The sequence below is a fragment of the Cellulosilyticum ruminicola JCM 14822 genome (assembly GCF_001311925.1).
Taxonomy (GTDB): domain Bacteria; phylum Bacillota; class Clostridia; order Lachnospirales; family Cellulosilyticaceae; genus Cellulosilyticum; species Cellulosilyticum ruminicola.
The window spans coordinates 18,986-36,743 of sequence record NZ_BBCG01000035.1 but is presented as its reverse complement, the minus strand read 5'-3'; the positions used below and the strand labels follow the sequence as shown (position 1 = coordinate 36,743).

The following is a 17,758-nucleotide window of genomic DNA, read 5'->3' as shown; positions in this document are numbered from 1 at the left end:
TCGTGATGATTGCACAAAATGAAATCGAACTGACATAATAAGTCAGTTTTTTTATACTGTTGTATAGCTTTTATAATTTGAAATATCTAGTGATTATAATTTGAAAATGGGTTGTTTTAACATGCAATAAAAGTTTCAAAAAATAGTTTTTAATTTGCACATACTAGGTGTAAATAATGTGTGAATCAACACTTAAATTTCTTGCTCTACAATTATCTAGATATTCATTACACCCCTGTTCCAAAGTTATGCTATTGGAAACACTCATTTTAATTCTTTTCATTAGTTATTCACTCCATTTTTGCTTAAAAAAGTTAGACACGTCATAAGCGTTTTGCTTAAAATGACGTGTCTAACCCATTTTGCATTTATTCACGAAATGAATAACACTCTATGCATCAGATTTTAAAAGAGAATATCTTCTACAACCCTTGATACACATTGAATGCACTCATTATTTATTCATTGCTTCTTGGATAGCAACAGCAACTGCTACTGTAGCACCTACCATTGGGTTGTTACCCATACCGATAAGACCCATCATTTCTACGTGAGCAGGAACTGATGATGAACCAGCGAATTGTGCATCTGAGTGCATTCTTCCCATAGTATCTGTCATACCGTATGAAGCTGGACCAGCAGCCATGTTATCTGGGTGAAGTGTACGTCCTGTACCACCACCAGAAGCTACTGAGAAGTATTTTTTACCTTGTTCAATACATTCTTTTTTGTATGTACCAGCTACTGGATGTTGGAAACGAGTTGGGTTTGTTGAGTTACCTGTGATAGATACGTCAACACCTTCCATGTGCATGATTGCAACACCTTCACGAACATCATCAGCACCGTAGCAACGAACTTTTGAACGTTCACCGTCAGAGTATTTGAACTCTTTAACGATTGCTACTTTACCTGTTGCATAGTCAAATTGTGTTTGAACATATGTAAATCCATTGATACGAGAGATGATTTGAGCAGCATCTTTACCAAGACCGTTTAAGATAACTCTTAAATCTTCTTTACGTACTCTGTTTGCAGAACGTGCAATACCAATAGCACCTTCAGCAGCTGCAAAACTTTCGTGACCAGCTAAGAATGCGAAACATTTTGTTTCTTCTCTAAGAAGCATAGCTCCTAAGTTACCGTGACCTAAACCTACTTTACGATCATCAGCTACTGAACCTGGGATACAGAAAGCTTGAAGACCTTCACCAATAGCTTCAGCTGCATCAGCTGCTAAGTGAACATCTTTTTTAATAGCGATAGCTGCACCTAATGTGTAAGCCCAACCAGCATTTTCGAAAGCGATTGGTTGAATTCCTTTAACGATTTCGTATGGATCGAAACCTTTATCTTTACAGATTTCTCTAGCTTCTTCAATATTTTTAATGCCGTATTTTTCACATACTGCATTGATTTGGTTAATTCTTCTATCATAAGACTCAAATAATGGCATTTCTCGGCACCTCCTACTCATGTCTTGGGTCAACTGTACGTACAGCGTCATCGAATCTGCCGTATTGACCTGTTGCTTTTTCTAATGCTTCACTTGCATCCATACCTTTTTTGATCATATCCATCATTTTACCAAAGTGAATGAATCTATATCCAATGATTTGATCATCTGCATCTAAGGCAATGTTTGTTACATAACCTTCAGCCATTTCAAGGTATCTTGGTCCTTTAGCTACTGTTGAGTACATTGTACCAACTTGGCTACGAAGTCCTTTTCCAAGGTCTTCAAGACCAGCACCGATTGGAAGTCCACCTTCTGAGAAAGCTGTTTGAGTTCTTCCGTATACGATTTGTAAGAATAATTCACGCATTGCTGTATTAATAGCATCACAAACTAAGTCTGTGTTAAGCGCTTCAAGGATTGTTTTACCAGCTAAGATTTCTGCTGCCATAGCTGCAGAGTGAGTCATACCTGAACATCCGATTGTTTCTACTAACGCTTCTTGGATGATTCCATCTTTTACGTTAAGTGTTAATTTACATGCTCCTTGTTGAGGTGCACACCAACCTACACCATGTGTGAGGCCGCTAATATCTTTAATTTCTTTTGATTGTACCCATCTACCTTCTTGTGGGATTGGTGCTGGCCCGTGGTTTGGTCCTTTAGCGATTGGGCACATTTGTTCTACTTCATGTGAATACATCATTTGTCATGACTCCTTTCCACTTGTGTATATTTAAAGATTGACTCTTTAAATCAAAAATTTAACAATACATACATATTGTATCGGCGGATAAGGAATATGTCAATATTTATCCTTTTTAAATTCTTATTTAAATTGGTAAACTTTATAGTTCGTCACATTCTGAGGTAGTTTTTGAGTTGCTATACTGATAGTCCCCCAGTCTAATAAGCCCTTAAAAACACGTGCTTTTTGACATATATCATTCTCTTTCGTGTTTAAAATTTGGGTTTGTAAGTCTTTTATAACATTTTTTTTATTTCCTAGTAAAAACTGCGTTTCTAATACATCAGATTGACCTAAGCCTTTGTCTAAAAGTCTAAATTGCTGATGAATTCTGGTTAAAGCTTCAGTTTGACTAATCTTCAACACTTCTTTGCTTATTTTATTTTTTTCTAAGAATTCACCACAACCTTTAATAACTTCTAATGAGCGACTATAATCAGGATCACGATAGGTGTAAATATTAAAAGTTGAAGGATATTGACAATTACATCCTGCTCCATAAGCACCTAATTTAATGCGAATTTGTGGATTAAGATAATTTTTAGCAAGATATGCACAAGTTACATAATCGCTGCCTGTTATATTTTTATCTAAAGTATCTTGTAAATAAATATAATCTACGGCTGTCTCTATATTTAAAAAACTAGTTTGAGGCATTGTTTTAAATTGATATTGAGCTGGCTGTACATTATGCATTTCTATTTTATTTTGAGAAGTTATCATCTTTTTAAAACTACTTACATACTTATTACCAGATTTATAAGGTGATGTAACTGCTACAATTAATCCTTTTGTCTGATATAAGCTGCTATCTATTTCTTTTATCTTTTCAATCCACCCTAAATCTTTTTCACTATTTTTCTCTCTACACCATTCATAAAAAGGATAACCCTGTTCATATAAATAGCGTTTTTGTGAATCTTCTCCACCTAAACCTAGATTACTAAGCGTACCTAACACATTACTTTGACTTGCTACTTTGGTATTATTAATGAGCTTTTTGAGCTTAAATTGATACCACTCATTTTCCTCACTTAATAGATTATCTCTAGCATTTTCTAAGATGCCCCCATGATTTTTTTCTTCTTTGTCAGTTACAACAGTTAGTTTAAAATATGGTGTATACCCTTCTTCTCTAGGAACTGCTAAACAATTGGTTCTTAGTACTCCTTTAAAAGGTGTTTGTTCTTTGCAGCTTTCTTCTAATAAATAGCTATATAAGAAAAGATAAGGCAAATCTTCTTGTTTTATATGACTCGTCTCATAATAAAGCTGTGTACGTGCAAATTCTGTATGGGCTCTAGTTGTGAGTAGTGTATATTCTTCCTTTTGTTTATCATTAAGTTCTAAATTTTGTGTGAGCATCATTTCTTCTAAGGGTACACCCTCTAGCACATATTTTTGTCTTTGCCATGTTTCCATCTGCGCTTTTATTTGTGTCCATTCTTCTTTTGGCACAGCTGTTATCCTAAGGGGATCTGTAATTTTTGTTTCACCTGGCATTAATACAAACGTACTAACACGTGTATTTTGCCATAATTTCATACATTCTTCCTTATTAATTGTCTTAATTTTTCCCAAATATTCTTTACGTGTATAATATTGATTCTGTGCTTTGCCATGTGCAAGTCCATCTAAAATTGTTTGTGGAATAAAAATTCCTCTTTCTTCATCTTCTTCTCCTTGCATTTGTTGCCACTTTGCTTCTAAAAGTACATCTCCTTCTACCATCTCATTTCGTGTTACAGCCATTTGTGATAAAAGTTCATCTAAAACAGTATTGTAAACATTAACTTTTTCTTTAGGTATATTTTTAATAATTAACGTATACATAATGTATGGTAAATCATCATCTTTTAAAATTTTCACTTCTTGACAACCTAATTTTTGAAGTGTTTGTTGCATCGGACTTAAGTTACCACCAATATAGGCATTAATCCATAAATCCATTTCAACTTCTTCTTTTACATTAAGCTTTCTTGGCATAATAAAACTTTTAGCTAAAGCACACTTACTGCCTGTATTTAAGACTTTACATACTGTTTTATCAGGAATCTGCAACTCCTTAATATCTAAATCAATATGCTCTTTTGCTTCTTCTATATCCTCAACATAAACTGCTATTTTAGAAAGCATTTTTTCAATCGGTAAATCACCATATAAAATAATCGTCATATTCCCTGGATAGTAATATTGTCTATAGGTATCTACAAATTGACTATATGTTAATTTAGGAATTTCATTTGGGTCTCCTCCACTATCATGACTATAATGCGTATCTTTGTAAATCGTCTGTCTAATGGTACGATAAATCTTACGTTCTTCATTACTATAAGCGCCTTTCATCTCATTATAAACAACACCGCCAATACGTCCCTCTTCTGGATTATAGTTAAATGATTCTTCATAGAAACCATATGGCTGCTTGAGAAAACTAGGATTAAAAATGCTATCCAAATATATATCTAATAAGGCTTCATAACAAGACATATAAGGTGTTGCAAATGGGAAAATCGTCATATCACCTGTTGTAAGTGCATTCATATATATATGTGGATAACTGCTACTTGCGTCAAAAAACAAACTAGAAGATGGATATTTCCTAGACCCTGTAAATAAAGTATGCTCAATAATATGATTGACACCAGTAGAATCTATCGTTGGTGTCCTTACACCTAATGTAAAACTTTTATTAGCATCTTTATTTTCAATCCAAATAACCTCTAATCCACTTTTTTCATGAATATAACTGTGTAGTATATCTTCTCCATGCTTTTCCTTAGCATATTCTTTAAAACTACTTACAGCATGAGTATTTTCTATTTGCTTTGACTCTAATCCTTGTCCATAACAATTTGTTGTTATTAAAACAATGGCTAACATGCACACAAATAACTTTTTCAGCATACTTCTCACTCCTTTTAATTAGAATGTGCAAGTCGCTTTATTCTCATACCTCTTCCTTTTAGTTTTGTTCTAGTTAAACACTTTTTTTCATATATTATAGTTAGCATAGGTACTTATAGATTTTAGGAGGACATTTCATGTCATTTTCTTTTTATCCCCCCAATAATACCAGACAAACTTTAGGCAGACTTATTGTACAGCTTTCTACAGATCCACAAGTAGGTGCTCTTGCCCCTATTTCAAATGTACAAATTTCTATTAAGCAAACTTCTTCTAATGGTGATGCAACGACACTTGCTGAATTAATTACTAATGAAGTTGGGCAAACTTCCTCTGTGGAATTAGAAGTTCCCCCTCTTGACTATAGTCTAGATCCTAACAATACACAAATGCCTTATAGCACTTACCGCATTGAAACTTCTTCTTCTAACTATATTGATACGCTTGTTAGAGGTGTCCAAGTTTTTGCAGATACCTTATCTATTCAACCTATTTACTTACAACCCACCTCTAGGTTCCAACGTCAAATAAGTACTCTTTCCTATAACACATATTCTAGAGATCTTTCAGAAAATATTATCATTGGTCCTGCTACCCTATATGGTAATTATCCTAAGAAAATTCCAGAAGCTGAAATCAAACCTATTATCCCTAGCTCTGGATTTATCACCTTATCTAGTGTTGTTGTACCTGAATACATTATTGTCCATGCTGGCAGCCCAAATGATAATACCGCACCAAACTATACCGTGCCATTTTTAGATTATATTTCTAACGTAGCAAGTTCTGAAATCTATCCAACATGGCCAAAAGAAACTATTCGTGCCAATATCATTGCTATTGTTTCTTTCACATTAAATCGTGTCTTTACGGAATGGTATCGTAATCAAGGTAAGTCTTATACAATTACTAACTCTACAGCTTATGACCATGCGTTCTTCTATGGCCGTAATTTATTTGATACTATTGTGCCAGAAGTTAATGATGTTTTTGATATTTTCGTCAAACGTCCTGCCCTCTTGCAGCCACTTTTAACACAGTATTGTGATGGCGTAAAATCTAGCTGTCCTAACTGGATGACGCAATGGGGTAGTAAAGATTTAGGCGATGCTGGTTTCTCTGCTGAACAAATTCTTAGAAACTTCTATGGTAATATCGAACTAAGTAATGCACCTGCTGTAGAAGGCAATCCTGAATCTTATCCTGGTTCACCACTTCAAGTAGGCTCTAGTGGTGCGGCAGTTCGTCAGCTCCAAACCCAGCTTAATCGTATTTCTCAAAACTATCCACTCATTCCAAAAGTAGCTGTAACAGGAAACTTTGATTCTGCTACGGCTGATGCTGTCCGTACTTTCCAACAAATTTTCCATCTCACCCAAGATGGTATTGTTGGCAAGAATACTTGGTATGAGATTTCCAGAATTTATGTAGCTGTTTCCAAATTAGCTGAACTGGGGTGATATAAATATGTTTAACTTTATTATCTTCTACTTCAAGAATAATAAGGCTCATCTTTTTATGACAAGACATTTTAAACGTAAAAAATCTGATTAACTAATTCATAAAAGAAACGGTGTATTACAAAATGATATTCATTTTGCAATACACCGTTTCTTTTATGCTTCTATTCGTATGCTTTATTTGTTATCTCTGATTGGATTATACATCCCTCAGATATTATTGCCAACTGTGTATAAAAATGATAAAACTGAATATCCTTATCATCATTTATTACTGCCTTTAATGCCCCAATATCTGTTTTCTTTCATAATTTTTTATGTCTCTTTATTAAGGCCTTTTTTTAATCTTTATAATTATATTTACAATAGCCTATTTATAAAGCAAAAGAAATAAAAACGTGCTATAAATATATAATTCATAACACGTTTTTTATAGAATTTTTCTCCAGTTTATTAACCCTAATTGATCTCATCTATTATTCTGTTTTAATAGCTGATAATGCTGATAACTTTGTAGCCTTCTTAGCTGGGAAATACCCTGAAACAAGTCCTACTAATGTAGCAAAACCTGTAGCTGCTAACATAAGCCATACGGGTACAACTGATACAACACTTGCATCATACATGCCTAGTATTTCTGCAATAGGTCCTCCTGCCATATTCATAAGCTTTGAAATGATGAAGGATATAAGTGAACCTACAACTCCACCCATTGCGCCAATTAATAAAGCTTCTATTAAAAACATATGTTTAATATCTTTAATCTTGGCACCAATTACTTTCATGACACCAATTTCTTTTGTACGTTCATAAATACTCATCATCATTGTATTGGCAATACCAATAGCAGCAACTAAGAAAGATACAATTCCAATGCCACCAAGTGCCATACGCTTACTATTGGATTGTTCTTTCACACGGTCAATATACTCCATACTGCTATCTACTTCACTATAACCCAATGCTTTAATTTCTTCTATAGCTGCTAATACATTGTCGCGATGATTGATTTTAACAGCTATTTGCTCATATACCTGTTCACTTTTCTTTTTCTTCTTATTGCCAGACTCCTCTTCATCATTCCAGCCAAGCTTCTTTTGATAGGCTGCTCTAGCTGGCTTAATTTGATCATAGAGACTACGTGAGATTACAATGCTTTGTGCTAACTCATTATTAGTACCATCTACAATCCCAACAACCTTTACATCAATGCCTTTTGGCGCTTTAATTTTACCATCTTTACCATCTAAAAGCGGCTTACCCTTGTCATCAAAGTCAGCAATTTCTAACGTAATTTTATCTTTACCAACTTCTAATGGAAGTGTTGTTAATTCTTCGCCCCAATTCATATTATTCCAATCAAATTTTTTCCCAATCTTATGCATGTAACCTAAAACTTGATTACCAATTATAACTGCATTCTTTTCGCCATCCTTTGTATAACGGCCTTCAGTCAAATTATAATCTAAAGCTTGCATATCTGCTTCATCCATGACAACAGCCTGAACAGAATAAATACTTCTTTGTTTCCCAAAAGTAAGATAAACTTCTGTTTTTAATTGTGGAATGACACGCTCTACATTAGAAATTTTTTCTATTTTATTCACAATTTCATCTGTAAGCTGCGGTGCTTCATCACCAGCCCAACTATAACCATAAATATTAATAAGAGTTAAGTCACCCCATTGAGCAAATTGTTCTTCCATATTTTGATCCATGGCAATTCCTAAAGATAGCATAAGCACAATAGAAACTGTTCCTATTACAACGCCTAATACGGTAAGTGTGGTACGTAGTTTACGTCGCCATAAGGAACGTATACTCATACTAATTAAATCACTAATCCTCATCTAGCATCATCTCTTCTTTTTTCTTTTTACGTTTCTTCATCACAACGATTCCTACTACAATAAGCACAATAACACCGCCACCAATACCTACAATATATTGCCATTTAGGGCCATGACTTACTTCTTCCATTGGCATCTCATCATCACTTGGCATTTCGTCCGCTATCGGCATAGCCGCTTCAACTTCAAAGTTAAACTCTTCTATGATTTGTTTAGCTTCACCTGTTGTATCTTCATAATCAATAATAAGTTTTCCTGTTAAAATACCTTCCTGCTCTGGAATTAATGTTGGGGCATAAGTTTCTTGTGCTTGACTTTCAAGCGCGCCAATAAACACTTTATTATCTTGAACGCTAAAACCTTCCCCCTCAATATGTACAATAACATTTGTCACATTTGTTTTACCTGTATTATAAATAGAAGCTGAAAGTGCAGCTTCCATACCAACTTGTCCTAGATCAACATTGATATCACCAATTTCGATTTTAGTAGCTTGTTCTACTGGAATTCCAATATTTTCTGTAGCTGTTACTTCTGTACCATCTTTATCTTCATAAGCCATTTCTAAACTTACTTCATAAGTTTTAGGAGCTGCACTAGGAATAGTGTACATTGTGATTTTCTTAGTCTGTGTTTCACCTGGATTTAAGTCTGCAATGTAAAATGTATTACTGGCTTTAACTGGTGCAAATACCGTTCCTGTATTATTTTCACCTTGCTCTACAATTTTTAAATTAGCTTTTAAATTATGTACAGCTTCTTTTTTACTTGTATTTAAGAAGCCAATTTCAAGTTCAAAATTTTCACCAGCCTTAACAACTACTGGATTTACTGAATATTCACCAACAATTACTTTAGGCTTACCTTTTTTATCTTTGTCATCGCCCTCTTCTGACTTATTATCTTCCTTATCCTTTTTAGGATTTGTAATATTTACACTACCATATTGATTAACAACAACTGGTGTTTCTCCTTCACCATATTCAATCTCAATCTTAATGGCATGGGCACTACTTACTGCTGCTGCTGTAGCTGCAAATGTTACTGTATATTGTTTTGTTTCTCCTCTTCCTAATTTGTTTAGGAAAAATAAGTTTTGAGATTTAGGAACAATACCTTCATCTCCTGTTACTGTGATTTTAAGCTTTTCTGCACCACTTTTAGAAGAAACATTAAATTTTACATTGAAGTTTTGATCAACACCAAATGTTTTTGTTGGCGAAACCACATTGCTAATAATTACTTCTGAAGAAGCTGCTGTAACAGATGTATCTAAATAAATATATTGACTATCTTCTTTTTCTTCTCCTGTAGAACTTAAGTAAGTTAATTTAAGCTGTACAGGCACTGTACTTGATTTCACACTTGAAGCCACTTTAAGAGATAACTCAATGTCTTTTGATGACTTTTTAGCTAATGTGCCAATATGCTTCACATTACCACCATTTACAATTGAAACATTTTCTGAGTTAACGACTTCTACACGTACATTTTTCGCATCACGGTCACCTACATTAGTTAATGTAAAACCAGCTTTTTTAGCCACACCTGGTGTGAAGATTGTATTTCCCTTTGATGAAATTTCTAATGAAGATGGTACAATATTAGTATCTACTTGAATTTTCACTTCATAGCTTGAACCTAAAATCGATAAAGTAGCTGGATATACTCCACCTTTTGTATCTTCATCTACATCAATTGTAAAAGTAAGTTTACGTGTTTCTTTTGCTTTTATATTACTAATGGTTGTTTCACTTTCTTTGATTTTTAAGCCTTTTACACTGCTTCCTAATGCGAGTGTTGCTTTCGCTTTACTGATTGTACTAGCTGTTTTATTTGTAACCTTTACAGTCACTTTTTGTGTTTTTCCAAGCTCTACAATAAGATTTTCTTGATTATCAATAGAAAAGCCCTCTTTATAGTCTTCACTTGTTTTAGCTGATAATTTATAGTCTTTTGAACCACTTGTTACATAGCTTCCTGTTGCATGTGGATTCTTTTTCTCCTGATCTGTCTTTGTTCCTATTGGAATATCTACAGTTATTTTTTTATCATCACCTTCATATACAAGGCCACTAATTGTAACAGTTCTTAAAACGCCTCCACCTTTTATGCCTTCTTCATCTGACACACTATAATCTAAGTTAGCTGCATCTATGCCACTACCACTTACTGAAGGTTTTAAAATATACATTTCCTTTTCGTTATCTGTGTTATTAACTAATACATCTACTTTTAAGGTAAAGCTCTCTCCTAATTGAATATTGTTTGAATTTTGACTAATACTTTTAATCTGAATAGATGTTTCAGCTCCATAAACCAAACTAAAATTACCTGGTAACATATAACTTGCAATCATCACAAGGCTTAATAACCATGTAAACCAATTATACTTGTGTTTCATAAATAATTTCCTTTCCATCTTCTGTATTCTTTTCAATTTTTAAGATGTTTCCATCTTGTACTGTAATAATTTTATCTGCATAATCTGCAATTTCTGCATCATGGGATACAATAATCATTGTTTGATCATGTTCTCTTGCAATTTTTGTAATCATTTCCATAACTTCAATAGTTGTATGTGTATCTAAGTTTCCTGTAGGCTCATCTGCAAATAGTATTTTAGGATTATTAACAAAAGCTCTGGCAATACTTACCCTTTGTTGCTGACCACCACTCATCTCTCTTGGTTTATGCTTCAATCTTTCACCTAAGCCTACAGCTTCTAGCATTTTAATTGCACGCTTTTCTCTTTCTTTTTTAGGCACACCTTGAAAGATTAAAGGTAAAGCCACATTTTCTAAAGCTGTTAATGTAGAAATTAAATTATAAGATTGAAAAACAAAGCCAATATACTTTTGTCTAAATATTGCAAGCTGTGATTCATCTAATTTTTCGATATGTACATTTTTAATTTTAATGGATCCTTTTGTAGGCTTTTCCAAACCTGCCAGCATATTTAAAAGTGTTGATTTTCCTGAACCAGAGCTTCCAAACAAGCAACAAATTTCCCCTTTTTCTATCTCTAAATCTATATGATTTAATGCCACAATCTTTTCTTTTCCCATACGATATACTTTTCTTAAATCTTTAACTTCAATAATCGGTTTCAGCTTATTTCCTCCTCTCTCTACGGATTAAATAATACATTTTTAGTGTATCATATCTTAATTTATTAAGCTATTTTTTATATTCTGTAACATAAAAAAAATAGCTTAATAAATTTTATATTTTTATTTAATTAATATGAATTATATTTAGGTATATTATACCTATTATAAGCAAAAGGATAATACATTTAAAACATGTTATCCCTTTCCTTATAATAGATTTAATTATATTTCCTTTATGTTTTATTAAAAAACTAATTGTTGACGTAAAATATCCAAGCTTTTTTTAATACATAATTTACCATATCCCCATTCTGGCTAGGATAAGTTACCCCTGGTACATCTTTCTTAGCTCCCCTTAATAGATAGGCTTTTAGATTTTCTCCATATAAAAAGGCATTGTTACCTCTCACAATTCCCCACTGCATCAAAAGTGCAACACCGCCTGTTACATGAGGCGTTGCCATACTCGTGCCACTTAACACTCTATAACCAGATGTCACATTACTAGCCGATGAAATCTCTACCCCAGGAGCTACTAAATCCGGTTTAATTACACTTGCATTTCTCCCAAATCCTCTACCTGAAAAAGGTGCAATTTGATTGGTTACATGATTGTAGGCTCCTACTGAAATAACTAGTCTTGCTGTAGAAGGTGTCGTTAAAGTAGTCGTTTCTACAGGCTGTAAAAAGTAACTATTTCTTCCCGTAACTTCTACAGTAGGCCCCCATGCATTATATCTGCCATCAATGACCTTAACGCCATAAATCACCACAGTCCAACTACCTCTTGTAATAGGTAGATTCATATTAGCTGTAGATAAGTATATGGCAAATTCTTCATCTCCATTTAAAGGTGATGGTCCTGCAAAAGTTGTATAAACCTTCGTGCCACCTAAGACATATTGTACAGGTCCTGTTTCATATATAAGCCTTGGGGTTTGCCGTCCTGATGGGTCAATAATTTGAAATTCAAATTCATCAATAAAGCTTTTCCATACAGATAAATTAAATTGGGTTACATTCTCACCAATTTGAAATTCAAACCTTGCTTCGCCATCTTGCATCACTCTACCTGATGTATGATTATCCGTATTGCCTTCATTGCCACTTCCCACTACAATATTATTTTTCCATCTGGTAGCTGAATCATCTAAGAATTGTTCAATAAGGGCATTGCCATCATGAGGCCCCATACTCATACCAATACTAATATTAATAGTAACTGGTTTATTAAGCTTTGTCGCCCGTTCTAATATATAACGGACAGCCAGCATAATCTCCACATTTCTTACAAAGCCTTCAAAATCAGGCTGCCCCATTTTTACAATAATAAATTCAGCCCCAGGGGCAACACCTTTTGTGCCGCCGCCTCTGCCATTTCCACCTGCAATGCCTGCTACATGGGTCCCGTGCCCTATAATATCTTCACTAGGCACAACAGCCAATCTTTCTACACGGGTGGGTTTTGATAATGCTTCATTAATTTGTTCTCTCGTATATTCTGTACCACTTAAAAAGCCTTCTGGTGGTTTGCCTGTAATGGTTTGATCCCATAAATAAGCAATTCTTGTGGTACCGTCCTCATTTCTAAAGTCTGGATGGGCATAATTAATTCCGGAATCAATGATGCCTAATAATACGCCTTCTCCTGTTAATTCATAAGGCGGATTATTTTGTACTGTTGTAATGCAACTCGCTTCCATATTGGTCACATTGTAAATCATCTTCTTTGGCGTTTCCATATATTCAACTTCTGTATAGTTTAATAAATTTCTTATATTATCAGGAGGCATGGTAAGTACCGCAAACTGGTCATTGATAAGTTGTGCAATGCCTCCCTCTTTACGTGCCACTTCTTCAATATTCCCATTATACTTAACAACAATTTGCCAAGTTCCTACCTGCCCGAAGCTTAAAAGGGTTAAATACTCTTCCGTCCCTAAAAGTTCACTTCGAGGCACAATACTTAATATACTTAAAGCCGCATCTGTTTTATTCTCCATACCTTCACCTCATTAGGTACTTGTATTTACAATATCTAACATATAATTCAAAGCCGCTTCCACACATAAACTACCATATCCCCAAGTAGTATTAGGATAAGGCCCATAGCTACTTGGCCGTGTAGCCGTACGAATCAAATAAATTCTTAAACGCTGCCCATAAAAATCATTCTGATTTAAAATAAAAAGGCCATATTCTAATAAAAGAGCATAAGCACCGCCTACAAAAGCTGCTGCTACACTTGTTCCTGAAAAATTTACATATTCCAAATTACTATCTTTATTTGCTATAGGTATATTTACTCCTGGGGCCGCAAAGTCTGGTACAATATGTTGATCTAAGGCATAACCTCTCCCTGAAAATGGTGCTATTTGTGTTGTTAGTGCATTAAATGCTCCTACAGTTGTGATGCCATTGGCTGTACCTGGACTTGTTACAGTTCTTTGGCTGCTTGGATTTAAGAAACGATTATCATTTTTTGTAATCTGTGCCCACATATTATACGGTCCATTTAAAACAGATTTAGGTGTTATAGTGAATGTCCATTGCCCCTTATTAATATTGGCACTACCTTGTGCTTGAAACCACACAAAAAATTCTTGCTTTGTAATATTATTAGTTGGTTCTAAAAAGTTTACAAGAACCGCTGTATTATCAAATAAATAAGCACGATTCGGCGTCCGCCTACTTAAAGGCTCTGTTCGTTCCCCATTAGGTGCCCGTATTACAATCTCCACTTCATCATCAAACTCTTTCCACATACAACATCCGTATGCTTTTTCATCTCCTTGCATAATAAATTGTATAGTCTCTTGTACACCCTCTTGAAATTGTCCATCTACATGACGGTCTTTATCCGCTTCATTACCCGCACCTACAGTTATATTCCCTTTACTTACAAAGGAAACTTCATCAATATAGCTTTCAAGTATAGTAAGTCCATCATGGCCTGTTAAATTATTGCCGATACCTAATATAACACTAGCTGGCATATTCAAAGTCTTTGCCCTGTCAAATACATAAGCAATGCCTTCCATAATATCTCGGTCTGTGGGTCTATTGCTTCCCGTTGTATAGTTACCTATCTTTACAATAATTAAATTACTATCTATAGCTATGCCTCGGTTAATGCCATTTTCACTTCTCCTATTTCCTGCGGCAATGGTGGCTAAAGCTGTCCCATGACCTATAGTATCTTGAGAAGGTACTATTTTTAACTGTTCTTCTTTACTGCTGGCATTTAAAGCTCTGTTAATGTCTTCTTCCGTATACTGTACCCCTCTATTAAATCCTTGTGGGGGTATTCCCTCTATTGTTTGATCCCAGATATACTTAATACGCGTTGTACCATCAGCATTTAAAAAGTCTTCATAACTATAATTAATACCTGTATCAATAACCGCTACAATTATCCCTCGTCCCGTTACATTAAACTGACTCATAGGAAATCCAATGTTTCCCATACAAATAGAACCAAGACCAATATCCGTATAACTTTGTTCTGCTGGCAAGCTTATTTGTACAACCTTTTCTGAATGTGATAACATTGCAATATTTTCTTTAGGTATTGTAGCTGTATAAAATCTACTGCCCACCCTAAGAACTTCCATATCAAAGGTTGCAATAAATTCCTCTAAACTTCTGTCGCCATAATAATAACCTGCCATCTATTCGGATTCCCTGGCGTTTGAAATAAGGATTTTGTATAATCTGATAATAAGGATTCATACCTTAGGGCTAATTGCAATCTTGGATTAATCTTATTAATATCCATAGCCTCCTCCTTCCATTTCTTCCCCTATCAAGCATTAAAAGGGGTTAATAACATTCTATTTAATACATCTTGTTCAAAAATACCGTAGCCTTGATTAGGATTAGGGAATGTAATATTCGATGGAGTTGCCACATACTCTAACATAACGTTCCTTACAACAGGTCCATTTAAACATACCCCCTCTATTTCTGTCTGCCACTTTTCAAAAATAGTTGCTACAGCCCCCCACATGACACTACCTGCTATAATTGGTCCGCTAACTTCTACCGTTGACCCTTGTCACCTATTGCTTGTAATGGACCACTATTAATAGATTGTAGCGCACCGCTAGCGGCTAGATTGGGCTTAATGCTATTATCTACCGTATAACCTCTTCCGGAACTAGCTAATGTTGCCATATCACGCAAATTATAGCCAGCTACTGTAATCACTTCCTCCACATTGCCTATTGAACCCACCGTTATATCTGGTGTACTTGGTAATAAAGTCACATATGGATTAGAAGCTTCTCCAGAAATCCATAAATCTACTTTATTAGCTGCATTCCATAAATCTACTTTATTAGCTGCATTTCCATCAAAATCCACTTTAAGCTGCCACGTTCCTCTACCCATATTACTTATTCTAAACTTCAATTCTATCGTGCCACTTGGATAATTAAATTGACTACCTTGACTGTAAATCGTTGCACCTTCTAGTACATACGTACCTGATTTACTAATTTCCACTTTATTTCCTCTTGGTCCCGTCAACTCTACCTGCCATTTTTTTAAATAAAGCTGGTTAAGCAGTCCTACAATATTATTTCCCTCTTGTCTAGATTGTAATTTAACTACCGGATTGCAATTGTATCCATTATACAGTATTTGATGATGTTGTTTATTTCCCTCCTGCCCCGTAGAAGTTACGATGGCATTACCACCTGTACTACTGATTTTTGAAATCATATCATGATAAGTACCTTTTCCATCATGGCTATCTACATTTGTATAATACGGTATATAATATACCACCGACTTATTTTGTGCTTTAGCATAGCTTTGTATTTTCCAAAGTCCTACCATTAAATCACCCATGGTGACATTTCTACCATTCGACATACCACCATAAATCATTTGTAAATTACTTGGTGCACGATTTACCTGAGCAATTAAAATATCTGCTTCAGTTGCAATACCTTCATAATCATTTGTTTTACCCCCTGCAATCGTTAAGAGTATGGTATTTTCTTCGCTATGTTCACAAACTGGGATAATTTCTTCTGGTTTTCCTGTTTGAATGGCTTTATCAATGTCTTCTCTACTATAAAAAGTACCTTCTTCACCATCTGTTTGAATCCATAATCCTGCTACACGCGTGCTCCCATCACTTCTTCTAAGTGCAGCTGCTCTATAATCAACGCCACACCCACTAACAATACCTAGACAAATTCCTTTTCCTCTATAAGGGAGATTTCCTGATACAACTTCATAATTTAAATCAAAAGTCTCTACAACAGTACTACCTATTGCTTCTCTTTCTAAAATAGGTAAATCATATATAGGTAGAACATACTGACGAATCTCACTCGCTTTACTATCAATATTGGCTTTTGTATCATAAATCATGCTATAACCACCACTACCCTGAACAATATTAATCCCTAAATTTTTTATGAGAGTCACATTTTCCACCCCATTTTCATCAAAAGAATTTCTCAGGGGTACATAAATTTTTTCTGTATTTGGAATGAGCGTATAAAACAAGTCATTATATAAACTTTCAGTTTGACGCTTTTTGCGATAGACTTGCCTAAAATCACAGTTCGGTCCATCCTTTAAGCAAATTGCAATGCGTTTCATCATTTCTTCATAGTCACAACTTAAATAAATACTTTTATCCACATAAAACTCAAAACTCTTTTGACTGGGCGTATAATAGCTCGCAATCTCCTTTTTAGGTTTATGCATGACTATTACCCCGTTCACTTCTTCTAATAACTCATTCACAATTTTACTCGTTAAACTTCTATAACGATAATATACTTCTTTAGCTGCTAACTCACTATAAATAATCAGTGGTTTATCAGCTGCTTCAGCCCATTTCGTAAGCTGCTTGACTGCCAAAATATAATCTGTTGCCCTTATAGTCTCCGTACTATAAACACTTATCCAATAAGTTTCTTGTAAACTCCGTTTTTTATTGATTACTTCCATTTTTTTAGTGGCCATATTATACAAAGCATCTACACGTTCATTTTCTTGTTTAACTCCAAAAGTCGCAAATAACATATCTTGTTGCTTAAATATTTCAAGGGTTGGAAGCTGATTATACGAGGTGATTTCTATTTCAAAGTCCATTTCTATATATCTCGCCTTAGCTTGCATCTGCGATAATCTGGCTTCTTCTATTTCTTCTATATTAAAACTTTTTGTCTTATCATAATATGAGATAATTACTTTCATAT

Annotated in this window: 12 protein-coding genes; 1 reads left to right on the top strand and 11 read right to left on the bottom strand. The window is 34.5% G+C overall.

The window, feature by feature from the left end:
* Positions 1-454: 454 nt before the first annotated feature.
* The 3 genes from JCM14822_RS11865 to JCM14822_RS11855 form a co-directional block, all read right to left on the bottom strand.
* Positions 455-1,456 (bottom strand): GGGtGRT protein, encoded by a 1,002-nt coding sequence (locus JCM14822_RS11865; protein WP_054742603.1) that lies wholly within the window; start codon positions 1,454-1,456, stop codon positions 455-457.
* A gap of 13 nt (positions 1,457-1,469) precedes the next feature.
* The gene (locus JCM14822_RS11860; RefSeq protein WP_054742602.1) at positions 1,470-2,162 is read right to left on the bottom strand and encodes an iron-sulfur cluster assembly scaffold protein; all 693 of its coding nucleotides are present in this window, start codon (positions 2,160-2,162) and stop codon (positions 1,470-1,472) included.
* Positions 2,163-2,285: 123 nt separating this feature from the next.
* On the bottom strand, positions 2,286-5,111 hold the full coding sequence (locus JCM14822_RS11855; RefSeq protein ID WP_054742601.1) for an insulinase family protein: 2,826 nt from the start codon (positions 5,109-5,111) through the stop codon (positions 2,286-2,288).
* Positions 5,112-5,248: 137 nt separating this feature from the next.
* Here JCM14822_RS11855 and JCM14822_RS11850 point away from each other — a divergent pair, with 137 nt between their 5' ends.
* Positions 5,249-6,571: a peptidoglycan-binding domain-containing protein gene (locus tag JCM14822_RS11850; protein ID WP_054742600.1), complete on the top strand. Its 1,323-nt coding sequence runs from the start codon at positions 5,249-5,251 to the stop codon at positions 6,569-6,571.
* Positions 6,572-7,047: 476 nt separating this feature from the next.
* On the opposite strand, the gene JCM14822_RS11845 is transcribed toward JCM14822_RS11850, so the two are convergent.
* The 8 genes from JCM14822_RS11845 to JCM14822_RS11815 all read right to left on the bottom strand — a co-directional run bounded on the left by JCM14822_RS11845 (position 7,048) and on the right by JCM14822_RS11815 (position 17,756).
* Positions 7,048-8,421 (bottom strand): ABC transporter permease, encoded by a 1,374-nt coding sequence (locus tag JCM14822_RS11845; protein ID WP_054742599.1) that lies wholly within the window; start codon positions 8,419-8,421, stop codon positions 7,048-7,050.
* Complete coding sequence (locus JCM14822_RS11840; RefSeq protein ID WP_054742598.1) at positions 8,411-10,825, bottom strand: COG1361 S-layer family protein; 2,415 nt, start codon at positions 10,823-10,825, stop codon at positions 8,411-8,413. The genes JCM14822_RS11845 and JCM14822_RS11840 overlap by 11 nt, the downstream gene beginning before the upstream one ends.
* Positions 10,809-11,489 (bottom strand): ABC transporter ATP-binding protein, encoded by a 681-nt coding sequence (locus JCM14822_RS11835; RefSeq protein WP_207643265.1) that lies wholly within the window; start codon positions 11,487-11,489, stop codon positions 10,809-10,811. The genes JCM14822_RS11840 and JCM14822_RS11835 overlap by 17 nt, the downstream gene beginning before the upstream one ends.
* Before the next feature lie 296 nt (positions 11,490-11,785).
* Positions 11,786-13,537, bottom strand: coding sequence for a S8 family peptidase (locus tag JCM14822_RS11830; protein ID WP_054742596.1), 1,752 nt, complete (start codon positions 13,535-13,537; stop codon positions 11,786-11,788).
* A gap of 12 nt (positions 13,538-13,549) precedes the next feature.
* Positions 13,550-15,205: a S8 family peptidase gene (locus JCM14822_RS11825; protein ID WP_054742595.1), complete on the bottom strand. Its 1,656-nt coding sequence runs from the start codon at positions 15,203-15,205 to the stop codon at positions 13,550-13,552.
* On the bottom strand, positions 15,172-15,312 hold the full coding sequence (locus JCM14822_RS20320) for a hypothetical protein (protein ID WP_157047734.1): 141 nt from the start codon (positions 15,310-15,312) through the stop codon (positions 15,172-15,174). Before JCM14822_RS20320 ends, JCM14822_RS11825 begins: the two co-directional genes overlap by 34 nt.
* A 27-nt stretch (positions 15,313-15,339) precedes the next feature.
* The gene (locus JCM14822_RS11820) at positions 15,340-15,543 is read right to left on the bottom strand and encodes a hypothetical protein (protein ID WP_054742594.1); all 204 of its coding nucleotides are present in this window, start codon (positions 15,541-15,543) and stop codon (positions 15,340-15,342) included.
* A gap of 32 nt (positions 15,544-15,575) precedes the next feature.
* On the bottom strand, positions 15,576-17,756 hold the full coding sequence (locus tag JCM14822_RS11815; protein WP_054742593.1) for a S8/S53 family peptidase: 2,181 nt from the start codon (positions 17,754-17,756) through the stop codon (positions 15,576-15,578).
* Between the last annotated feature and the right edge of the window lie 2 nt (positions 17,757-17,758).